This is a genomic window from Pseudoalteromonas arctica (assembly GCF_012927645.1).
In the GTDB taxonomy this organism is placed as follows: Bacteria; Pseudomonadota; Gammaproteobacteria; order Enterobacterales; family Alteromonadaceae; genus Pseudoalteromonas; species Pseudoalteromonas arctica_A.
The window spans coordinates 66,435-90,104 of sequence record NZ_JABBMT010000012.1 but is presented as its reverse complement, the minus strand read 5'-3'; the positions used below and the strand labels follow the sequence as shown (position 1 = coordinate 90,104).

The window sequence follows — 23,670 nt, the reverse complement described above, 5'->3', positions numbered from 1 at the left end:
CAATAATTAACGCGTTAAACGACGGGCACGAATTTTACGGCCTTTAATATTACCTTCCGTTAATTTTCGTAGCGCGGGCTTTGAGCTATTTCGTTCGACAGCTACAAAAGCCACATTATCAAGCACATTAATTTTACCGACCTGACGTCCGGCAACACCATCTTTACCGGTTAATGCACCTAAAATATCACCTGCGCGTACCTTTTGCTTTTTACCTGAATCGATCATTAGTGTCACCATTTGTGGTTTGTATGGTGGCTTTTCAAGTAGGCTAAATGGCGGTAATTGTTCTGGTAAAAAATCACATTCATAATGGTCACCAATTTGTGCCACTTTGAATTGTTCTGCATCGCCATAAATAGAGCATGCAATGCCTTTTTTACCAGCACGACCAGTTCGACCAATACGGTGTACATGGGTTTGTGGGTCATGGGCAAGGTGGTAGTTAATCACCATATCCATATCATCGATGTCTAAACCACGAGCGGCTACATCAGTGGCCACTAAAATCGAGGCGCTTTTATTAGCAAAGTGGATCAAGGTGCGCTCACGATCTCGCTGCTCTAAATCACCATGCAATGACACGGCACTGAAGCCTTCATCAGCTAAATCATCACACACCTGTTGAGTTTCGACCTTGGTATTACAAAACACCACACAGCTTTCAGGCTGAAACTTCAGCAGCAACAATTTTAATGTATTAAAACGTTGTTTGTTATTATCCATTTTATAAAAGTACTGTTTGATCGTACTTTTTTCTTGCTCTTCTTCAACCTTCACCATCACAGGGTTGCTTAATACACGTTTGGCAATCGCTTCTATTGCGCGCGGAAAAGTGGCGCTGAATAATAAAGTTTGACGCTGTTTTGGAATACGCTCAATAATCGCATCCAAAGTATCTTGAAAGCCCATATCAAGCATTTGATCGGCTTCATCCAACACTAAAGTTTCAACATCATCTAAACGTAGCGTACCTTTGCGAATATGATCATCTACACGCCCAGGTGTACCAACAATAATATGTGCACCATGCTCTAGTGAGCCAATTTGTGGACCAATCGACACGCCACCGCATAGCGTTAATATTTTTATATTATGGATACCGCGCGCTAATTTACGCATTTCCACAGCAACCTGCTCTGCTAGCTCACGAGTTGGGCAAAGTACTAATGATTGAATACGAAAACGTTTCACATTGAGCTTTGCAAGCACGCCTAAACTAAATGCGGCGGTTTTACCGGATCCCGTTTTAGCTTGTGCAATGATATCTTTACCTGCAAGCACTGCCGGCAGGCTTTGCGCCTGTACAGCGGTCATTTGGGTGTAACCTAATGTTGATAAGTTATCTATCAACCCAGATGGTAAAGCGAGAGATGAAAAAGCTGTAACGGTCAAAGTAATTTCCAGTGCAAAAAGTAAACATGAAAAGCCGCTGCAGATGCCCGACTTAGTTATGCTGCATAATAGCAGAATATACAAATTGCTACCATTAAGCTGACTATATTCTCAATAAACATTCACCATAACATCACCACCGATAGGCATTTATCTCATCTACTTTTGTTGCTCAGCATTAAATGCTTTACTAACCTTCACTTGAAAATATAACTAGGTCAATAATGAAAAAAATCATCATCGGATTACTGCTCGCCGGCAGCTTTTTAGCCAATGCCGCCGAACCTGAATTTACCGCGAAGCAACTTCAGCAAATTGCTGAACTTAGAACTAACGCCAGTAACAGCGAGCTAAGCTATCAATTGCTTGAATCGCTTACTACTGAAATAGGACCTCGCTTACCTGGCACAGAAAACGATAAAAAAGCTGTTGCGTGGGCACAAGCCACATTTAACCAGCTTGGTTTTGATAAAGTATGGCTAGAAGAAGCAACTTTCCCTGAATGGCGCCGCTTCAGTGAAAGCGGTAAGATTCTTACCCCGAGTGAACAAACACTACATTTAACCGCACTAGGTCATAGTGTGAGCACACCAAAAGACGGTATTACTGCTGAAGTTATATTATTTGAAACCCTTGATGAACTTATCGCAGCACCAGCAAATAGCTTGAAGGGTAAAATTGCCTATATTAACTACCGTATGAACCGCGACATTGATGGTAATGGTTATGGCCCTGCTGTACGTGCTCGCTCAACAGGTTCAGTTGAGGCTGCAAAAAAAGGGGCGATTGGTTATATGATGCGTTCTGTTAGCACTGCACACCACCGCTTTGCTCATACCGGAGGCAGTCACTATCAAGACGGTGTTACGAAAATTCCTAATGTGACCATTGCTAATCCTGATGCAGATCAGCTAGCTCGCTTAGTTGCACTAGGTAAAAATGTTACCGTAAATATCAATGTGCAAACTGAAGATCGCGGCCAAGGTACTAGCTATAACGTGATTGGTCAGTTCAATGGCACACAAAACCCTGAACAGTACGTACTGATTGGCGGTCATTTAGATTCTTGGGATTTAGGCACTGGCGCACTTGATGATGGTGCAGGTGTTGCGTTAACCATGGCGGCAGCTAAACATATTAGTGAAATAAAGCGCCCTAAACGCAGTATTCGTGTAGTGTTATTTGCCGCTGAAGAGCTAGGATTATGGGGCGCTAAAGCTTATTTTAAACAGCATGCGAATGAACTTGATAAAATTGTTGCCGCCGCTGAATCTGACTTTGGTGCTGATGTAGTGTATGGCTTTGAATCGAATGTATCTGCAGCCTCGTTGCCAGTAGTGCGTGCAATAGCCAAGCAACTTGCGCCGCTAAATGTTGAATACATAGGTAAAAATAGCGCTAATGGTGGGCCTGATTTAATTCCATTTAAAAATGCCACCAGCGCACCAATTTTTGAGCTACACCAAGACGGTACTGATTACTTTGACTACCATCACACCGCTGATGACATACTTGATAAAATAGATCCGGCTAAACTTAAACAAAATACCGCAGCATATGCTGTATTTGCGTTTATGGCAGCTGATGCTAAAACTACAATTAAAGCAAAGCCTGTAGCAAGTAAATAAACAAACCAAACATACTTGCTTACAGTTTTCTGCTTTGCATCTAACCCTCCTTGTTTTAATTTAACGTAAAACAAGGAAGGGAAAAGGCCATATGCTACTATTCAATATCAGCGATTCATTGTCGTTTTTCAGCCAAACAAAAACCTGCCCACAGTGCCATCACGATGACTATCGACTACAAAATCACAGCCGCTTATTACGTTTTTCAATTGTCCCTATGCTGCCATTAGCATGGCATTATCAATACCAGTGTAGCCATTGTCAGCACAATGTGCAGCTTTCAATTATGCAACTGCCATGGCTAGAAAAGCTTTCTTTGCTCAAATATTTTATAGGCTCGATATTACTTATCTGGTTATCTATTTACTTTTATACACAACATCTTGATGAGCTAAAAGCCAAGCAAGCAATACTAAACCAGCCACAAGCATTCGATACTTACTTGGTACATGCTGATAAGTTTTCTAACGCACCATTGCGCCCTGAAAACCTAAAAGTAGCCCAAGTACTCGAGTTTGATGACCAAAATATCACCTTTCAAATCAGCAATTATCGCTATAAACGCGACAGCGGCATTACTATGGCTATGCGTACCAGCTTATTGATACAAAAAGATTATTTCTCATCAAAAACAATTACTTTACCGCGCAGCGAAGTACAGCGTTTATATGATGAAGGCGCTATTTATGATGTACTACGCCCTTATGCATATAGCTTATATGGTGGTTTTGTGATGTTCCCACCACGCCCTAAACCGCTATATGAAGGGTTAAAGCTTAATAAAAATAACCAACAAGGCATCATCTATTACAAAGATGGGTTATTTCCTGAAGCGTTCGAAAGCTTTTTACTCGCCAGCAAAGAAGGCTCACAATGGGGTCAGCTTAATACTGCGCAAATGTATCGTGATGGTGAAGGAGTAGAAAAAGACATGGATCAAGCTATTTATTGGTATCAACAAGCTGCAGGGCAAAATAACCACAAAGCCAAAGTACAACTCAAGGAGCTGTGTCTGGAATATTCCTGTTAATAAATATGGCAAGCTAAAGGCTTGCCATTTATCCTACTAATCCAAACCGCTACGCTACAGTTTTAAGTGTTGCTCTAAAAATGCCAGCACTTGTTGATAATAACGAGTGCGGTGTTCTTGTTTATAAAAACCATGTCCTTCATCTTCAAGTAATTCATATATATAAGGATGTTTAGCTTTTTTTAGAGCCGCAATCAGTGATTCAGCTTGTTCAATCGGTGCCCGCTGATCTTCACCCCCATGCACTATCAGCACTGGAGCCTTTAACTTATCAATATTATAGCTCGGTGAAAAAGCCTTTAATTGCGCTTCATCTGTGCCCAATACATTCTGTAAATAACGTTGGCCACTGTCGCGCTCCGCAACATCCCCTTCTTTAAACATTAAGGGCAAATCATAAACGCCAACAACGCCAATCGCACACTTAAACATATCAGGTTCTAAAATCGCACTTTGTAACGCTGAGTATCCACCAAAGCTCGCGCCCATAATACAGATATTGTTTTTATTAACAGTACCCTGCCCAACTAAATACTTCACACCATCAATAATATCAAATTGAATTTCAGCTCCCCATTTTCGATACCCAGCATGCTCAAAATCACGGCCAAAACCACCTGAGCCTCTAAAATTAACTTTTAGTACGGCCATACCACGGCTTGCAAGCAACTGTGCATCAGGCTCGAATCCCCACCAATCGCGCGGGCCATGTGGACCACCATGTGGCATAACCACTAAAGGTAAGTTTTTTTCTATGGTGTTCTTCGGTACTGTTAAGTAGCCATAAATAGTTAAACCATCTCGACTGGTATAACTTACAGGCTTGGTCTGCGCCATTTGCTCGGCATCAAGCCAACTTCGAGATGCAAACAAAAATCGTAAGTTATTGCTTTTGGCATCGAATAAATAGTATTGACCAGGGTTTCGGTCATTCGAGGCATAAATAATATTAGTATCACCATCTTCAGTACTACTCACTAGCTGTACTTGTTCACCTGGTAAAGCTGAGATCAAAGCTTTTAAGCGCATGCTTTTATCTGATTGTCCATCGACAAAGGCATAAGTTGGATAACCTAGTTCGGTTTCAATCGCAAATAGCTCTTTTGATGTTTCATCAACCCATATTTGCTTTGGTGAAACCCCCTCCTCTTTATGAATTAAATCAATTGCTTTAGTTTTTAGATTTAATTTGTATAAGCCTTGAGCTTCACCACTTATTGATGCTGTGATATAGACAGCATCACCACTACTATCAAAAGCGTGCAACTCAACATCACTGTAATTCAAACCAGCTAAATTAAGCGCCTGCCAATCCCCACCTGACTTTTCACGGGTATGTATTGTAGGCTTAATGTAATCATCACTGGAAACAGCCACTCTGACATTTCCTTCATGGTCGGTCAAAAAGTTGGCCATACGTGACGGGGAGCGTGTAACTTTACGACGCTTCCCTGAAAAAATATCAACCTCATAAACAACCGTGTGCGGTTCACTACTTGATGTCCATGGGTAAGTCACTATAAGCATTTTATCTTCGTCGTGAATTAAAGGATCCAATAAATAAGAGGTGCCATAAAGTGGTGTGGCTTTTTTGATACGAGAGCCAGTTTGCATTTCGCCAAGATAGCCAACCAAATACCTAGCTTTTGAGCCATCAGCATTCACGCCATATAACTCACCATGATATTCAGGATGAGCTTGCCAACCACGTAAATACTCTTTTGCGACAACCACACGATCATCACTGACCCAATGATAAGCACCAACCTGCGCATTGCCCTGAAAGTTAACAGCATGGTGAACTGTGAACTTTTTAGCATCAAAAATTACCAGTACCTTTTTACCTTTAGGTTGCATAACTACTGCAAGATAGCTCCCGTTTGGGGAAATTCTTACTTGGCTATATTCACTACTGCGGCTGAAGTCCTCGACTGTAAAAGCAGATTGATTTGCATCGCTTATGGAGCTGCTAACAGACAGCGCAATCGCAACAATAAACTGCATTATTTTGCTCATAAAACATCCTTTTACATGTGTATTTTTTATAATTATAGTAATTGTACCCAATAAAGTTTTACATAAGTATCCATCTAAATACTTAGATGAAAAACAAAAAGCAACCATATCCATAGTGAAATCACCTCAACAGGCCATTAGCCATGCAGATGGCAGAGGGGCTGCAAGCTTTGCGATTCTAAGCGACGCATCAATTGCAAATAACGCATTTAGCGTAACGAAAGTAACTAACCTTGGTTGCTTTACTTTGCCGACTTTTTTGCTTTCATGCTTACAACAGTATGGTGAATTAGCACCACAACGCCGCCAGCCAACACACCTAGTAAACCATCAAATAATAATGGCGCAGCTGCTTCCCCCAACGTACCTAAGTTTGTAAGGGCAAATTCGGTAACCGATATTTGCCAATGATGTAGCATATTTATGCCATGCACTAAAATTCCACCACCGACTAAAAACATTGCAACCGTACCTGCAAATGCTAAAAACGCCATTAAACGTGGTGCCGCCGCAAGTAGACCTTTACCTAACAATTCCTTAAAACGATTACCCGTTTGTTGAGCTTGAGTAAGTAAATACAAACCAGCATCATCAAGCTTTACAATACCTGCAACCAAACCGTAGACACCTATGGTCATGATCACAGCAATCACACTCAGTACCAACGCTTGGTTAAGTAAACTGGCACCCGCCACTGTACCTAGAGTGATAACTATTATTTCTGCCGATAGAATAAAGTCGGTTCGAATAGCCCCTTTTACTTTTTGTTTTTCGTACTCAACTAAATCTAAATTTTCGGTAGCATCTAGCTCATTATTTTTCGTAGCTGGTAATAACTTTTCGACTAACTTTTCGGCACCTTCAAAACACAAAAATAATCCACCAACCATTAATAAAGGTGTGATAAGCCAAGGTAGCCAAACACTTATTAATAACGCCGCAGGGACTAAAATAGCTTTATTCACAAATGAGCCTTTCGCTACCGCCCACACTACTGGCAGCTCACGATCGGCTGTGACTCCTGCCACTTGTTGCGCGTTTAAGGCTAAATCATCCCCTAGCACGCCCGCAGTTTTCTTCGTGGCTACTTTACTCATAGTGGCAATATCATCTAATAAAGTGGTGATATCATCCAACAATGTCAATAGGTTAGTACCTGCCATCTAGTTTCCTTTGCTGTTAAAAAATTTATAATTATCAACATAGTCTAAACGAGTATTTTCACCAAAGGTTAATTTTCGTTTGCTATGCTAGTTGCTAAATACTCTTAGCCAAGGTACTTGTTTATGTATAAAATTCTATTAACTGCACTCGGTGTTATTAGCCTCAGCGCATGCACAGAACAATTAAATAGTCAGTCTTTTTCCTGTGATAGTCAACTGAGCGCAGTTATTACCAGTAATGATGAAGAAAGTGCCACGCTAAATTACAATCAAGTAGAGCATTCGCTGACCAAACAAATCAGTGCCTCGGGCGTAAAATATACCAATGAAGATGTACTGTTTTGGACCAAAGGGAATGAAGCAATGTTAATAATTGATGGCAACAAATATCACTGTAATTTAGAGTGATACAATCGCTCGCCAAACTTATAATTTATAAAAAGACTGCTACACTCATAAATAATTAAGCATAAATAATTAAGTATTTACGGGTTCACTATGCGCGCTATTGCTATTAAAACGAAACTAATTTTTGCCTTTGCTACAATTGGTTTTTTAATGCTCGCCAGCAGTGGTTTTTTTTACTGGTCATTAGGACAAATTAATCACGCCACGTCGGATATAGAAACTTTAGCCATACCGGTACAACAACAAAGTAATGCATTACGGTTATCGCTGTTATCAATCACCAAATTTAATGCCGTTGCATACAGCCAAACAAGTAAAGCCAGTTTGCAACAGCAGCAACTGAGAACTCATGAGGAACAAGATTTATTTAAAACCAAGCTAGAAGAATTAAACTCTCAGCTGCACGACCAACCACAAATGTTGCAATTACTATCGCAAATAACACAACGCTATCAGCAATTTATTACCACTAGCGCAACAATGTTCAATACCAAACAACAAGGCCTAACAGCAGTAACTCAGGTTACCTCATTAGCAAATAATTACGCTAATAATCTCGCTGACTTGAGCAATGGCTTACTTGATTTAGAATTAATCGAAGTAACGCCTGAGCAACAGTCGTTATTAGCAGCCATTGTTGGTACTGCGACTCGCATTGACGATTTGCTATTCACCTTAGGCAATAATGTTAAAAGCATCAACCACATTAGTTCTCTACAAACACTCACAGAACACCAACAAGATACCGCTTTTTTATTAGACAATATCCAATCTAATTTTACATACCTACAACAGCAAGCGAGTGAGTTAAAAAATCAAACAAATTTCAGCAACCTAAAAGATCTTCTTAGCTTAATTAATCAACAGTTGGCAAAAGTGTACCAGCAGCAAAGTACACTTTTGACCAGCAAAGTTGCGACTGAGCAAGCCTTTGCTGCATTCCAGCAACAGTTTCAACTTACCGAGCAGCTCATTATTGAGCTAAATCATTTAGCCGATAAACGCTTTGATACCCTACAGGCCGATGCTCAGTCGGTGATCACTACCGGTTCGCGACTCGCGATTATTATAAGTTTAGTGCTTATTTCGTTTGCAGCACTGATCTGTTTTTTAACCACCAAAGCAATGTTAAAACCACTCAGTGCTGTAAATAAAGCACTATCACGTATCGCATCTGGAGATTTATCGAAACGTACAAAACCTCATAATGATGATGAATTTGGTGTACTTTTAAACAATATCAATCAATTAAGCGATGATCTAAGCACATTATTAAGTGCGATAAGTGATAACGCCCACACCTTAGATCAATCAGCCATTCAAACCAGTGCGCAAGGGCAACATATGACCCAAGCAGCACAACAGCAATTAGATCGTATTGCAGAGGCCGACTCAGTCGCACATAGCATGCACAGTAATTCCCAAGCGGTCTGTGAACGAGCTGATAACAGCTCCAATGAAGTTGCCAATGCTTCGCAGTTTGCCAATGATGTAAACCAGATTGCTGATCGTAACAGCCAGCGTATTGCAGCGCTGCTTACTAGGCTTGATCAAGCTGTGCAAAGTACCGATGAGCTAACCCAGCACACACAATTAATTGGCGCGATCGTGGATACAATTAGTAGCATTGCTGAACAAACTAATTTGCTTGCGCTAAATGCTGCTATTGAAGCAGCCCGTGCAGGAGAAAATGGCCGAGGCTTTGCTGTTGTGGCAGATGAAGTACGCTCTTTAGCTGCGCGTACACAAAACTCGACTAGCGAAATTCATACTATGATCCAAACACTGCAACACCAGGCCAATACTGCTCATCATGAAATCAACGATGGTCAACAACAAGCAAAAGAATGTGTAGCAAATAGTAGTGAGCTAAACCAAGCGGTGGATAAAATAAAAAGTACCTTAGTGACAATTAACCAAATGGGAATGCAAATTGCCAGTTCATCACATCACCAGCTTGATAACAGCAATGAGATAAAACAGATTATGGCGCAAGTAACGGTGCAAGCACAAACGAATGCCGAACATGCAAGGTCACTCGCCAAGCAAAGTGAAGACGTTAACCAACTCGCCCACTCATTAACTAGCGCAGTAGAAAGATTTAAGTTCTAACTCTGAATAATAGAGCCATCTACTGCTATTGCCATCATGATAAACACACGCTTTTGAAATAACATTACTGTGATATGTAGCTGCTTATGTATTATTTTGCTCCGCGATAAACTCCCTAATATATTTATCAAATAGTGCCGCTGGCAGTGGCTTACTGTATAAGAAACCTTGAATATAATCACAACTTAGAGCGTTTAAAAAAGCTAGTTGTGCGGAGGTTTCAACTCCTTCAGCAACAACTTTGAGCTGCAGGTTACTAGCCATTGATATAATTGCACTGACCATCGCACAATCTTCAAGATCATCGGGTAAATCTTTTATAAACTCCCGATCTATTTTTAACTTACTCAGCGGAAAACGCTTTAAATAGCTCAACGACGAGTAACCTGTACCAAAGTCGTCAATTGCCAAAGCCACGCCGGTTGCACGTAATGCTTGCAACTGCTGCAAAATGTTTGAGCTATTATCTGCAAGTAGCGTCTCTGTAATTTCAAGGGTTAAGCACTGAGCTGATAACTGTGTTTCCTGCAAAACACTTTTAACTAACGCTTCAATATCTTGGCGAATAAATTGCACGCTAGACATATTTACCGTAACAAAAAAATGAGCACCGAAACTGCTACACCACTTAGCAGCTTCACGACATGCTTCTCTGAGTACCCACTCACCAATTGGAATGATCAACCCTAACTCTTCACATACAGGAATGAATTGTGCCGGCGACACATCGCCAAGTTCCGCACTACGCCATCGCAATAAAGCTTCACAGCCAACCGTTTTTTTATCGTGGCTAATAATTGGCTGAAAATAAACGGTAAACTCGTTATTACTAAGCGCTTTATGAAGAGCATTTTCAAGCTTACTACGAGCTGCCGCTTGTTCGTGCAAGCCGCTGGTAAAGAACTCAAAACAGTTTCGTCCTTGTGCTTTAGCTTTGTACATGGCGCTATCAGCATTACGTAATAATATTTTGCGGTCTATGCCATCGTCGGGGAAAATAGTGATCCCCATACTGCCGGATACAAATACATCTTGCTCACCTATTTTAAATGAAGAACTAAGCGCCTGCAGAGCTTTTGTAACTAGTCGTTCAATATCTGCTAACGTATTGATCCCAGGCAGTAATAGCGCAAATTCATCGCCACCTAAGCGGGCTACTACATCAGCGCTACGCATACATGCTTTAAGCCTTTTGGCAGCCTCAAGCAACAGTAAATCACCGCTATTATGCCCTAAAGTATCATTAACACTTTTAAACCGATCTAAATCGATAAAACAAATTGCCAAACGCTTGTTATCAGCTGTTGCACGGATCATTTCTTGATCTAACTTACTGTTATAATGATAACGATTTGCCAAACCCGTGAGAGTATCAAAATTAGTTTGTAGCCACATTTCTTGTTCATTTTCTTTGCGTAAAGAAATGTCGTTAAATAAGGCAACATACACTTCAATGTCTTTTTCCTCGTCAAACACCACCGAAATATTGACCCAACTCGGGTAAATACTACCATTTTTACGACGGTTCCATATTTCGCCTTCCCAGTGCCCAGTTTCATTTAAACGTCGATATAACACTTTAAAAAACGATGGTTTATGATGGCCCGAATTTAATATTGCCGGTGTTTTACCTAGCACATCTTGTTCTTGATAACCGGTGATCTGTGTGAAGGCTTTATTTACAGCTTGAATTTCATTCTCACGATTAGAAACCAAAATACCTTCATTGGTTGTCGAAAATACCGTGCTCGCGAGTCGTTGTTGCTGACATGCTTTTAATTTTAAAGTGATATCACGAATTAAATGTATTTCACCAATTTTGCTATTTTTTTCGTCGATAACTGCGGTTACTCGTGCCTCTCCCCAAAATATCTCTTTGGTTCCATGAAATTGACACTCACTATCAACTCCAACAACTCCTTTCGGACACTCAGTAAATGAGTAAATATTTTTACCCTTCAGTGTTTCGCCTGCCGTTAACTTTTGCACAGCCGTAGTATTAGCTGTAATAACCCTATGTTCGGCATCAGTATAAATGAGCAGATCATCAATACTATTAAAAATCGCTTTTAGCGTCACACTGTCTTTTTGCGCCGATTTTTTAGCCCTGCGTAATCGCAAAACTAACCAAGTTAAAGTCGCTAACAGTATTATCAGTACAAAAATAGATATCAGCGCTAACAGCAATTGATCGGTGCGTTTTTGTTCTATTTCATTAGTTTGACTGGCAACCAATTGTTCAAGGTTTTCTTGATAATGCCATAGTTCTTTTTCAAGGTTACGTTGAGATGAAATATCATGTACTACAGAAAATAAGAAGTTTTTTTTCTCAATTGTAAATGGGGCTGAATAAACACTAACGGTACGTGTTTCACCGCTCGCTAACCGGTGTTTGAAAACAAAATAGTTTTGCCCTTTACTCAGAGCCGTTTGGCGCTCCTGTGCAACTTGTTGCTCAGTAAATATATTAATTTGCTGGATACGCATTGTTTGTAATTGTTCAATACTGTAACCATAAAATACAGCCGCTGCTTTATTAGCAAATTTAATTTCACCCGTTAGCGGTTCTACCACTAACATCACGGCACTGTGCTCATTAAAAAACGGCATATTGATCGCGGAAGCTAATGTTTGCTTAGCACTTACTTGATCTACAAAAGTAATTACGCAGCAAGTAATAATAGCCTTGATAAATGTTTTTACGATAAGCCCACCTGTTAATCAAAAACTCATTTCAAACATTTGTTATAAACTATAGCTTAATCACCTTATAATGTAATAAAAATGTTTGCCTAAATGCCCCTTAAAAACAGTTCATTAATTCGCTTAACGTCTTTATTTAAGTATAATGCCAACAGTCTTTTAAGCGTTAAAGCGGCCCACAATGAAATACAAAGATCTACGTGATTTTATCGATTTATTAGAAAAAAAAGGTGAACTGAAGCGTATTCACCAAGAAGTTGATCCTTATCTAGAAATGACCGAAATTGCCGATCGCACACTGCGTGCTAAAGGCCCCGCTTTATTGTTTGAAAATCCTAAAGGGTATGATATCCCCGTGCTGGCTAACTTATTTGGTACACCAGAGCGTGTTGCCATGGGAATGGGTAAAGAACACGTTAACGAACTGCGAGAAGTCGGTAAGTTACTGGCCTTTTTAAAAGAGCCAGAGCCGCCAAAAGGTATTAAGGAAGCGTTCAGCCAAATTCCTGTGTTTAAGCAAGTATTAAATATGCCTGCCAAAGAAGTTAAAAAAGCGCCTTGTCAGCAAGTTATTCTTGAAGGCGATGATGTTGATTTAACTAAGCTGCCAATTCAACACTGCTGGCCTGGTGATGTGGCTCCATTAATCACTTGGGGTTTAACCGTCACCAAGGGGCCTTTCAAAAAACGCCAAAACTTAGGTATTTACCGCCAACAATTACTCGGTAAAAATAAAATCATTATGCGCTGGTTATCACACCGTGGCGGTGCTCTCGATTTTCAAGAGTGGTGTAAAGAAAGCCCAGGCCAACCTTATCCGGTATCGGTAGCATTGGGTGCTGATCCGGCGACTATCCTAGGCGCCGTCACGCCAGTGCCAGATACCTTGAGTGAATACGCTTTTGCCGGCTTGCTACGTGGTAGCAAAACAGAAGTAGTTAAGTCGATATCCAATGATTTACAAGTGCCTGCCAGTGCTGAAATAGTTCTTGAAGGCTATATAATGCCAGGCGAAATGGCACCTGAAGGCCCTTATGGCGATCACACGGGTTATTATAATGAGGTTGATAACTTCCCAGTTATGACCGTTACCCACATGACACACCGTAAGGATCCTATTTATCACAGTACCTTTACTGGCCGTCCGCCAGATGAACCGGCAATTTTAGGGGTCGCACTTAACGAAGTATTCGTGCCCATTTTGCAAAAACAGTTCCCTGAAATTGTCGATTTTTACTTACCGCCAGAAGGTTGCTCATACCGTATGGCCGTAGTGACAATGAAAAAACAATACCCAGGTCATGCCAAACGCGTAATGATGGGGGTATGGTCGTTTTTGCGTCAGTTTATGTACACAAAGTTTGTCATTGTTTGTGATGATGACGTTAACGCACGTGATTGGAATGATGTGATCTGGGCGATTACTACACGTATGGATCCCGCCCGCGACACCACTCTAATTGAAAACACACCGATTGATTATTTAGACTTTGCATCACCGGTTTCAGGTCTTGGTTCAAAAATGGGTATGGATGCCACTAATAAATGGCCTGGTGAAACCACTCGAGAGTGGGGCGAACCCATAGTGATGGATCAAGCGACTAAAGATCGCGTCGATGAAATCTGGCAAAACTTAGATATTCTTTAACAGCTCTTTTAGAGGCTATAAACTCACTATGCGGATATGTTATTATTGCTCAAATAAAGTGCGTATCCGCTAATTTAAGGTAAAACATGCAAACATTACACGCTGAAGTTGTCGCTATCAGCCCACTCACTGAATTTGTTCACAAAGTAATTTTAAAACCTGTTGAAAGCGTCACCTTTGAAGCTGGCCAATATTTGCAAGTAGTGCTTGGCGAAAAAGACAAGCGCGCGTTTTCAATTGCCAGCCGCCCCTCACAGTCTGATGAGCTAGAACTCCATATTGGCGCATCTGCCGTTGATTCATATGCAATGCAAACTTTAGAGCATCTTCGCCAAGCATATGCTCAGAAAACTCAGGTGTTGATTGAAGCCGGCTTAGGCATTTCACAGTTGCGGCTCCAATGCGAACGCCCAATCATTTTACTCGCTGGCGGCACAGGGTTTTCATACGCAAAATCTATGGCTGATCATTTAAGTGAAATCGGTTGTGAGCGTCCGGTATTGTTCTATTGGGGTGTGCGTGAAGAGTCAGCCTTGTATGCGCATACTGAAATGCAAACATGGGCCGATAGCCGTGAAAACTTTACCTTTATCCCGGTAGTTGAAAACCCAACAGCTAGCTGGACAGGCCACACAGGTTACGTACATAAAGCGGTGATGAACGATATCGTATCGCTTGCCCCATATGATATTTACATGGCCGGACGTTTTGACATGATAGGTATTGTTCGCGATGACTTTTTAAATCACGGTGCAATTCGCGAAAACATGTACGCCGATGCATTTGCATTTATAAAATAGTATCGTCCCAAGATACGAGCGTCGTTGGAATTAAAAGCAATTTAGACAAGGCATTGACGCAAGTAATAGTGGTTCTATTGTTAAAATCAATGCACAAATCAGAGCGGCTATTGCAGTTAGTTAATATACTAAAAAGTCGCCGCTTTGCGATCACCGCAAACGAACTTACCAGTAAATTACAGGTATCTCAGCGAACAATTTATCGCGATATTCAGCACTTACAGAGTTCGGGCGTACTCGTTGAAGGTGAGGCAGGCACTGGCTATTTAATTACAGATCACGACCTACCACCGATGATGTTTACTCTTGAGGAGCTACAAGCACTGTTGTTAGGTAGCAAAATAGTCAGTGCTTGAACTGATCCTCTGTTAGCGGCGAATGCCCAAGCTGCAATGACTAAAATTAATACTGTGATTGTTGTTACCTATCAGCATAATCAACATAAACAATTTCACAAACAGCCAATCCTTAACCATACTTTGCATAATTCATTAATTGGGAGAGACCCAAATGTTAAATACCAAAGTAAAAGATTTTATGCAGCGTAAATTACCGCATATTACCCCCGAAACCGAGATGACCACAGCAATTGCAGAACTACAAAAATTCAAACTACTGGGTGCACCAGTGTTTGATGATAATAAAAGTTTAGTGGGCTTTATTTCTGAGCAAGAACTATTAAAACCATTGATGCAGAATAGCTATTTTTGTGACGGTGTGGTTAAAGTTGCACAACTGATGCAGACCGAGGTTGTTACCGTCAATGCAGACACAAACATCTTAGAGCTTGCAGAACAAATGAAAACCGGTAAGCCGAAAAACTACCCAGTTGTAGAAGGCAGTATGGTCATAGGCATGATAGGCCGCAGTGATATTCTCAAAGCAATGTATGAAAACTACCTAAGCTGCCAATAACACTAGGCGTACAATCAATACGCCGAGTCGTCGCTGCTGTTATCGAGCAGCGGCAGCTTGTTTGAGCAATTGCTTTTCAGCATCACTCAAATATGCAATATCAAGTGCATTGGCTTGGGCTTTTTCCATATCAGCCTGAGTCAGGCCAGCAGCGGGCCCTGCAAGCATATATTCATGAGCAATTTCGATGCCTTCCACAGCAGGGTCATCGGTATTAATACACGCTAAAATACCATGATCTAAAAAGCGCTTCAGTGGATGCACAGCTAAGCTGGCTACTGTGCTGGTTTGTACGTTACTAGTTAGGCACGATTCAATTCCTATGCGTTTATCACGTAGGTAGTCCATTAGCTTGGCATCTTCAATAGCTTTGACACCATGGCCAATGCGATCCGCACCCAGTTCGTTAATTGCCTGCCAAATACTTGCCGATCCTAGCGCTTCGCCAGCATGAATGGTCGCCGCCAAATAAGCATCACCCACTTGTTTGAAGTGATCAACAAATAGCTCACCCGGAAAACCAATTTCATCACCGGCTAAATCAACTGCCACTAAGTCGTTTTTAAACGCGAGTAACGCATCAAGCTCTTGCTGGCAAATTTTAGTGCCGTAAGTGCGCGACATAATACCTATTAAATTCGCTTTTACAGCGCTGTTTTGAGTGGTACTTTTAATACCATCAACCACCGCTTCAACCACACCTTGTGGATGTAAACCTTGGCTTTGCGCCATATAATAAGGACTAAAACGCAGCTCTACATAATCTAGACCTTGCGCTTGCGCATCTTCAATATTTTCAATAGCGATACGACGGCATGCATCGTAGTCACCGAGTACTGCAACGCCCCAATCCAACTTTTGTAAAAAAGCCATTAGGTTAGGCTCAGGATCAATAACTTGTACATATGGAATAAGTGCTTCAATATTATCAGCAGGCAGCTTAATATTGAACTGACGACCTAAATCAAGAATAGTTTGTGCACGGATATTACCATCTAAATGGCGATGGATATCTAGCAAAGGGAGTTTTTTATTGATCATAATTAGCACTCAGTTCAGTTAATTTTCGCGGATCATACGCACTTAAATGGGTAATTCAAGTTTAGATGATTTTGTTTGTATTATTGAGGTCATTTGTCAGCCTCACTCGATAAAAGTACTAAAAGTTAATGAGTACTCTTTTGTAGGTAGTGCCACACTGTTTTAAATAGTTTCTCGGCATCAATTGGTTTTGTTAAATAGCCATCCATACCAGCCGCGAGTGCTTTTTTAACATCGTCATCATGAGCATTTGCGGACAGAGCAATAATAGGAAGCTGATGCATAAATAGCTCATCACGAATCACTTTAGTAGCTTGCAAACCATCCATATTAGGCATTTGAATATCCATAAGCACTAAATCATAATGAGTTTCAGATACCTTCTCTAACGCCTCAAAACCGTCACTGGCAACATCCGCAATACACCCCTTGGTTTTTAATATAGCGGTAGCAACATGTTGGTTTAGTGGATTATCTTCTACCAATAGGATCTTAAATTCAGCAAACGATAAAGTACTCGTGTCAAGCTCAGCAAAGAGTGGCTCTAATTGCTCTGCTTTAACGAGAGGCGAAATACGTGGCAAGGTAAAAGTGAAAGTTGAACCTTGCCCCTCCTCACTCGCTAAACTAATACTTCCCCCCATCAATTCAACCAACTTTTTGCAAATACTTAACCCCAAACCTGTACCACCGAATCGCCGCGAGGTAGAGCTATCAGCTTGTGCAAACGGTTGAAAAAGTTGCTGTTGGGCTACTTGGCTAATACCAATACCAGTATCACTGACACTAAAGTAAGTGGCGTCTTGCTGCTGCCATACTTTGAGTGTAATGGTGCCTGTAGCGGTAAATTTAATTGCATTATTTAATAAATTTAGTAAGACTTGCTTTAAGCGTATTGGGTCGCTATCTAGTTGTAGATCTGCGTTGTTATCTAGTTCTAATATTAATTTCAGCGACTTCATATCAACGTCAAATTGCACCAAATTAACTAATTCATCAATAAGCTGATTTAACGCGATAGGTTCTTGTATTAAATCGAGTTTACCAGCTTCCATTTTAGAGAAATCTAGTACATCATTTAATACTCGCAGCAGCACACTCAGCGCACCATCAGCTTGTTCAATATAATGGCGGGCTTGTTGCCAATCTCGCTGCTGCAACGCTAAATAATGCAGCCCTTTAATGCCATTGATCGGAGTGCGTACTTCATGACTCATATTCGCCAAAAACTGGCTTTTGATTTGACTTGCTTCATCCGCTTTTTGTTTTTCTTGACGCAACACTCGTGTTTGTTGAGCAACTTGCTCGCGCACCTGAATATTGGTGCCGGTCACTGAGATTAAAAAAGTGATCAGTAACCAAACAAATAACATGCCTAATATTTGTGCAAACCAGTACATTATCCATGACGTTTGTGTGGTTGGCTCAAATAGCTGAACTTGCCAAATTCGCTGCCCAATAACTAACTGGTATTCACTCAGCAATTTACTATCGGTGTGAGGTGCGCGGTAGATTAGTTGCCGCTGCTGCGTATCAGTCACATCGTAGAAGTGTATACTTACTTGACTATGATGATTAAACTGCAAAGTATCAGCCAAGCGCGCTAACTTAATAACGCCAACCACAAAGCCCCTAAAATCACCTTGTATATCTAAGTCACCAAAAACCGGAAAGAAGAACAATACCGCAGTATCATCTTGTTTGCTTTGTACCAGCTTCATCGGCTCGCTAATAATCAACTCATTCGATGTTTTTGACATCATCATCACATTACGGATTTGCGCATTTGAGGCTAAATCAAAACCTACAACCTCTTCATTACCCAACATAGGGTGCACATACTGTACAGGGTAATAACTGTCTCGTTTGGTCACACTCTGCCACTGCTGCTGGGGTGATTGCTCTTTTATATAAAATTCATTAAAGCCTTCTAGACGAATTTGTTGTTGATATTGGGCAACCGTTGATAGCGGTACTTTTGGCACCCACTCTAAGGCAAGTACTTCATCACTGTAATCAAGTTGAGTTGTAGTAAAACGCTTAAATTCAGCGTAACTAACATCATCACTACTGGCAAAAAAAGTAGAAAGCAGAGCTAAATGCGCCGATACCTCATCCAATTTATGATTTATTTCCAACCGCACTTCAGCTACTTTTGCTTCTTGCTTTTGAATATCTTTGTCTTTTTTCACACTTGCTGCAGCATAAAAGCTAATACTTATAACGACATAAATTAGGGTTGCAGGTAAAATTACTTGTAAGCGATTACGCATCTGCTCGTAATTAAAAGCCGCCAATATTAATGGTGTAAAAATTAACACCCCAATACTGTCGCCAATCCACCACGCCACAAAGTTATCAAAAGCGGTATGTACCGGTATTATATTATTGAACATTAATAAGCTGGTGCCTATTGCTGCAGCAATCACACAGCAAGCAGGACCTGCAATGATCAAGCTTTGCACACTGTGTTTTAAAGAGGATAAATCTAATGGAGCTTTAATTATTTTAACGATGAAATAGCAGCCTACCCAAGCTTGCAAAACGGCCGCTAAAGAGACAGCTAAAGCTTGTAAAAAAAGCTGCCAATGCAAAATATCAGTAATATGATCGAGATGAATCATATTAGTAAGCAAAGCGCCGAGCAAAACCCCAACAAAGGCGCGTCGCCCGCACAATAAAAAACCCGCAAGGGCTATGCCTGAAGGTGGCCACGAAGCCACTGCATAACCATCAATAGCAAGCAGCGAATTACTGAAAAATCCAGTAATAAAATAAGCAAAGGTTAAACCAAACGTCAGAGTAAATATATTTTGCAATGCTCTGGCGCTCCTATTCAGGCCTCAACTAACGGTAACTACAAATAAAGGTTAAGTGCTTTTTGTGGTTGTGCGCTTTTACTATAACTAAGCTGTGCTTGCACTAAATATTCTTTGCTGTTTTCTCGATTTAATGCTTTATCGAACACCCGAGCAGCAAGCTCATACTCGCCATGAGCATTAGCTAAGCATGCAAGTGCCAATAACAAGGCTTGGTTATCCGGCTCTTTCTTTAAAGTATCTTGTAAACTCGCCTGCAACTTTAATGCGTCGCCAGGAGCGGACTCTTTTAATATGTGTGCAAGCTCAATATGCTGCTCTGGTTTTTTCAGCATTTTAAGTAAACTTAGCTCAATCTCATTTAAACGCCCAGCTTTTGCCATTGCAGCTAAGTAACAGCTATGCGCTTTTACTTTTACGTTTTTAGAAAGTTGCTGATACTTATCGGTTAATTGCGATTCTGGCTGTGCCATAAAGTAGGTGGTCAATAATATCGACCATTGGCTATCCGTTAACGCTTTTTTACTAAGTAAACGCGGCATAAACTGCTCAAGCGCAGTCCATTTTTGTTGCTGAACAAGTACTTCGGCATATAGTTTTAGCTCTAAGGCGGTGGCTTTTTTAGCTTCCGCTAACGCTTTTAATTCACCGAACACAGTACTGCTATCACCACTGACCAACCAGAGTTTAGCCGCTTTTAGTTGGTTTGCTGGCGATATTTGCTCAAGTAATCCAATCGCTTTGCTTGTGTCATTATTTTGTAAAGCCGCTTTAGCTAATAACGCATAGCGCACATCTTGCCAATTATCAGCCACGCTATTGTGTTCCAATGCCAGTTCTAGCTGCTCGCTATCACCATTAATTAAGCTCCATACACCTTGCTCAATCGCTGTTTGTTTACGTTCTTCACTGCGGGCAAAAAAACGATGGCGAGTGTTGCTGTATAAAGACCATAAGTAACGCACTAATTTATAAATTAAATAAGCACCAATAAATATCACTAATGCTGTAATTGCAAATGCAACAATGGAGCCCTCAATTGTTGTTTGCTTAAATGAGATCAATACATAGCCTGTTTCGCCGAGTAACAATGGCGCAACAGCAAGCAATACTACAATCGCTAAAATAACTAAGATTAAGCGGATCATTGTGCCCACTCCTTGACCTGCTCAGTACTTTTCAAAGCGATCTTTGGATTAAAGTTTAATGACTCTTTATTTAATGCAGCTAATGCTTTTAACACGTTTTGGGTTTGCGGATCACCTTGCTTAAAGTAATCATTAACTAATTCACTTGCTTGATTTAACGCAGTAAAATAAACACTCGCCTGTTTAGTTAATAAAGCATCTTGAGCTTGTGATAAATACAAACTCAAACGTTGTTTAATTAGATGGCGTTCTTGCTCTGTAAGCAGAGCTTCAATAGCAACATCTTTACGTTGGCGGATTTTTATAAAACCATCCATCATTTGATGCCAGGTATTCGCTAGATTTTGCTGCCAGTCACTAACATTTTCGCTCAATGCATGTTGCTTTTCTTGCTCCACTTCTTGTGGTAATGCCACCGCATTAAAAACGAGCTTATCTACTTGCCCAAGTACGCCGTGCAGCTTTAAATAAATTGCTTCTATTGCAACCGGCTCAACAATGCTAAGCGCTTGCAAATCTTGATATATTGCTTGGCGAATAGCGCCAGTTCCTGGATGCTCTGCTAATAACGTATCTAATCGAGTTAATACTGCCGCAGCTCCTTTATAATCATGCTCAGCCCACAGTTTAAACTCAGCCATACGCTGCAAACTAGTCACCTCTTGTGGATTAAGACTATATGTTTGTTGCTCTGCACGCTGCAAGGCGGCTGCTAATTGTTTTGCCGTGTTATCTGCATTTTCAGCTAAGCTCGCTGCAACTTTTTGCTCACTATTAAACAGTGCCTGTTGCAGGGTTTGCTGCGTAGCTTTCACTGCTTGCAGCTCTTTACTGAGTAATTGGTTGTCAGCTGATAACTGATTAACTAACAGATTTGCTTGCTGTTGTGTATGAAGTTTTTGGTAAAACTGAAAACCAACACCAGAGGCCACAATCAACGAGATAAGTAATGCTAAGCTGCCAGTTTTACTTATTTTTTGTTTGTTGTTTTGGTTCGTGTTTTGATTCATAGCAAAGTCTTTTTTTGTTGTCGAAGCAGAGTCTGCAACCTTAGCATTCGCCTTGGTTGAACTACTTGGCGTTGGTTTTGGAGCAGCAAGCTGTGATGTTGGCTTTGTATCTTCACTCATAATGTTACCTTCGCTAATACAAGTAAGCATAGCACTATCGCTTGCCCCTGCAGCAATGTGTATATTTGCCGAGTCAATCTGTTGCGTCGCAAGGTATTCACTAATGCGAGCACTGGCAACATAAAACTGGCACAGTCTGATCCACTCTAATTGTTTTGTGCCCAGTTCACGAAAAATCGCATCAACTGCCGCATTACTTGTTATAACTATACCTTTAACATCAAGGCTTTGCCAGTGGTCTATCCAGTCAGTTGCATTACCTTCTACAGGGCCTCGTTGATAAACCACTAAATTATTTAAAAATGCCCCTCGTTGCTTTAAGTTTTTTGCAATCGTTGCTCGGCCATCTTTACCTTTGACCAACACTATATTTAGACCTTCAACTTGCTGTAATGATTTTAAAGCCAATAATCCTTCAGAATCATGCAGTTTAGGCACGGCTGCTCGTACGCCAAATGCCTGCCAAATGGCCTCTGCCGTTTGTTCACCTACGGCATAAAATTGCGCTTTAGTATTGATATCGGGTTTAAGTGCCAACAATGCTTTGACAGCATCTTGGGAGATAAAAATAATTTTATCTGCATTCAATAAAGGGGTCAGTTGAGTATTATCTGGAGTTAAGTAATCAATTTTCAAGACCGGAAATAAAGTCGCCTGATAACCCCTTTGCGACAGTTGCTCTGCAAGGTCGGCGCCTTTTCCATGTGGGCGAGTTATCAGGATCTGTGACATTTATGCGTCTCTATATACTTCGGCTAAAATTTTATCTGCGCCTAAAGCAAGTAACCGTTCAGCCAGTTGCACACCAAGCTGTTCAGCATCAATTGCTTTACCACTGATCTCAGCGCGTAAAATTTCGCTGCCATCAATTGCGCCCACTAAACCACGTAAATGTACTTGCTCGCCATCAACTAAAGCATAAGCGCCAATTGGCACTTGGCACCCCCCCTCTAAACGGCGGTTCATAGCACGTTCGGCATTAACACGAATACGTGTCTCGTTATGCTCAAGTGGTGCAAGTAACGCTTGGGTAACCTCATCATCAATACGGCATTCAATACCTACAGCGCCCTGACCATTCGCTGGTAACGATTCTTCTGGTTCAATAAATGCTTCAATACGGTCATGCATCTGTAAACGAATTAACCCAGCAGCAGCTAAAATAATCGCATCATATTGGCCATCATCAAGCTTAGCTAGGCGAGTATTGACGTTACCACGTAAATCGCGAATTTCTAAATCAGGACGCAGTTCACGAATTTGACACTGACGACGCAAACTCGATGTACCAACAATAGCACCTTGTGGTAGCTGTGCAATGTTAGCAAAGGTATTTGACACAAATGCATCACGTGGATCTTCACGTTCACAAATTGTATGCAGTGCTAACCCTTCAGGAAAATCAACAGGTACATCTTTCATTGAATGCACAGCGATATCTGCACGACCATCTAGCATGGCTTGCTCAAGCTCTTTAACAAATAGCCCTTTACCACCGATTTTTGCAAGTGGTGTATCAAGAATAATATCTCCTTGCGTCGACATAGGTACTAGCTCAACAGTAATACCGGCATGGAAATGCTCCAACTGTGCCTTTACAAATTCAGCCTGCCACAGTGCTAATGCACTTTTACGTGTTGCGATACGAATAAACTGAGGTTTTTTTGTCACGTTTTCAATCATAAAAGGAGTCCAATTAATTTTCTTTGCTGAG

17 protein-coding genes are annotated in these 23,670 nt (G+C 41.0%); 8 read left to right on the top strand and 9 right to left on the bottom strand.

Annotated elements, in window-relative coordinates; genetic code table 11:
• Positions 1–6: 6 nt before the first annotated feature.
• Positions 7–1,395, bottom strand: a complete 1,389-nt coding sequence (gene dbpA, locus HHO47_RS09835; protein WP_169020147.1) for an ATP-dependent RNA helicase DbpA — start codon at positions 1,393–1,395, stop codon at positions 7–9.
• Between the two features lie 224 nt (positions 1,396–1,619).
• Here dbpA and HHO47_RS09830 point away from each other — a divergent pair, with 224 nt between their 5' ends.
• Positions 1,620–3,023, top strand: a complete 1,404-nt coding sequence (locus HHO47_RS09830) for a M20/M25/M40 family metallo-hydrolase (protein WP_169020146.1) — start codon at positions 1,620–1,622, stop codon at positions 3,021–3,023.
• Positions 3,024–3,114: 91 nt separating this feature from the next.
• Complete coding sequence (locus HHO47_RS09825) at positions 3,115–4,053, top strand: tetratricopeptide repeat protein (protein WP_169020145.1); 939 nt, start codon at positions 3,115–3,117, stop codon at positions 4,051–4,053.
• 54 nt (positions 4,054–4,107) lie between these two features.
• On the opposite strand, the gene HHO47_RS09820 is transcribed toward HHO47_RS09825, so the two are convergent.
• Both HHO47_RS09820 and HHO47_RS09815 read right to left on the bottom strand, forming a co-directional pair.
• Positions 4,108–6,069, bottom strand: coding sequence for an alpha/beta hydrolase family protein (locus HHO47_RS09820; protein ID WP_248290973.1), 1,962 nt, complete (start codon positions 6,067–6,069; stop codon positions 4,108–4,110).
• A gap of 242 nt (positions 6,070–6,311) precedes the next feature.
• Positions 6,312–7,232 (bottom strand): DUF808 domain-containing protein, encoded by a 921-nt coding sequence (locus HHO47_RS09815; protein ID WP_169020144.1) that lies wholly within the window; start codon positions 7,230–7,232, stop codon positions 6,312–6,314.
• A 123-nt stretch (positions 7,233–7,355) separates the two neighbouring features.
• On the opposite strand from HHO47_RS09815, the gene HHO47_RS09810 reads away from it, so the two are divergent.
• Both HHO47_RS09810 and HHO47_RS09805 read left to right on the top strand, forming a co-directional pair.
• Positions 7,356–7,640, top strand: a complete 285-nt coding sequence (locus tag HHO47_RS09810; RefSeq protein ID WP_169020143.1) for an MliC family protein — start codon at positions 7,356–7,358, stop codon at positions 7,638–7,640.
• 90 nt (positions 7,641–7,730) lie between these two features.
• The gene (locus tag HHO47_RS09805) at positions 7,731–9,752 is read left to right on the top strand and encodes a methyl-accepting chemotaxis protein (protein WP_169020142.1); all 2,022 of its coding nucleotides are present in this window, start codon (positions 7,731–7,733) and stop codon (positions 9,750–9,752) included.
• Positions 9,753–9,836: 84 nt separating this feature from the next.
• Here the strand turns inward: HHO47_RS09805 and HHO47_RS09800 are convergent, their stop codons facing one another.
• A complete protein-coding gene (locus HHO47_RS09800; RefSeq protein WP_248290972.1) occupies positions 9,837–12,362 on the bottom strand; it encodes an EAL domain-containing protein in 2,526 nt (841 codons plus the stop codon).
• 274 nt (positions 12,363–12,636) lie between these two features.
• Here HHO47_RS09800 and ubiD point away from each other — a divergent pair, with 274 nt between their 5' ends.
• From ubiD to HHO47_RS09780, 4 genes are all read left to right on the top strand, one after another.
• A complete protein-coding gene (ubiD, locus tag HHO47_RS09795; protein WP_169020141.1) occupies positions 12,637–14,103 on the top strand; it encodes a 4-hydroxy-3-polyprenylbenzoate decarboxylase in 1,467 nt (488 codons plus the stop codon).
• Positions 14,104–14,189: 86 nt separating this feature from the next.
• Positions 14,190–14,903, top strand: a complete 714-nt coding sequence (gene fre, locus HHO47_RS09790; RefSeq protein ID WP_169020140.1) for an NAD(P)H-flavin reductase — start codon at positions 14,190–14,192, stop codon at positions 14,901–14,903.
• Between the two features lie 77 nt (positions 14,904–14,980).
• The gene (locus tag HHO47_RS09785) at positions 14,981–15,259 is read left to right on the top strand and encodes a helix-turn-helix transcriptional regulator (protein WP_248290971.1); all 279 of its coding nucleotides are present in this window, start codon (positions 14,981–14,983) and stop codon (positions 15,257–15,259) included.
• A 154-nt stretch (positions 15,260–15,413) separates the two neighbouring features.
• Positions 15,414–15,818 (top strand): CBS domain-containing protein, encoded by a 405-nt coding sequence (locus tag HHO47_RS09780; protein WP_169020139.1) that lies wholly within the window; start codon positions 15,414–15,416, stop codon positions 15,816–15,818.
• 39 nt (positions 15,819–15,857) lie between these two features.
• On the opposite strand, the gene add is transcribed toward HHO47_RS09780, so the two are convergent.
• The 5 genes from add to hemC all read right to left on the bottom strand — a co-directional run bounded on the left by add (position 15,858) and on the right by hemC (position 23,639).
• Positions 15,858–16,859, bottom strand: coding sequence for an adenosine deaminase (add, locus tag HHO47_RS09775; RefSeq protein WP_169020138.1), 1,002 nt, complete (start codon positions 16,857–16,859; stop codon positions 15,858–15,860).
• A 125-nt stretch (positions 16,860–16,984) separates the two neighbouring features.
• Entirely contained in the window at positions 16,985–19,678 is a 2,694-nt protein-coding gene (locus HHO47_RS09770; protein WP_169020137.1) for a CHASE domain-containing protein, read from the bottom strand.
• Between the two features lie 38 nt (positions 19,679–19,716).
• Positions 19,717–20,826: a heme biosynthesis HemY N-terminal domain-containing protein gene (locus HHO47_RS09765; protein WP_169020136.1), complete on the bottom strand. Its 1,110-nt coding sequence runs from the start codon at positions 20,824–20,826 to the stop codon at positions 19,717–19,719.
• The gene (locus tag HHO47_RS09760; RefSeq protein ID WP_169020135.1) at positions 20,823–22,688 is read right to left on the bottom strand and encodes a uroporphyrinogen-III C-methyltransferase; all 1,866 of its coding nucleotides are present in this window, start codon (positions 22,686–22,688) and stop codon (positions 20,823–20,825) included. The genes HHO47_RS09765 and HHO47_RS09760 overlap by 4 nt, the downstream gene beginning before the upstream one ends.
• Positions 22,689–23,639 carry a hydroxymethylbilane synthase gene (hemC, locus tag HHO47_RS09755; protein ID WP_211183678.1) on the bottom strand — a complete coding sequence of 317 codons (951 nt, stop codon included), beginning with the start codon at positions 23,637–23,639 and terminating at the stop codon, positions 22,689–22,691.
• Positions 23,640–23,670 lie beyond the last annotated feature (31 nt).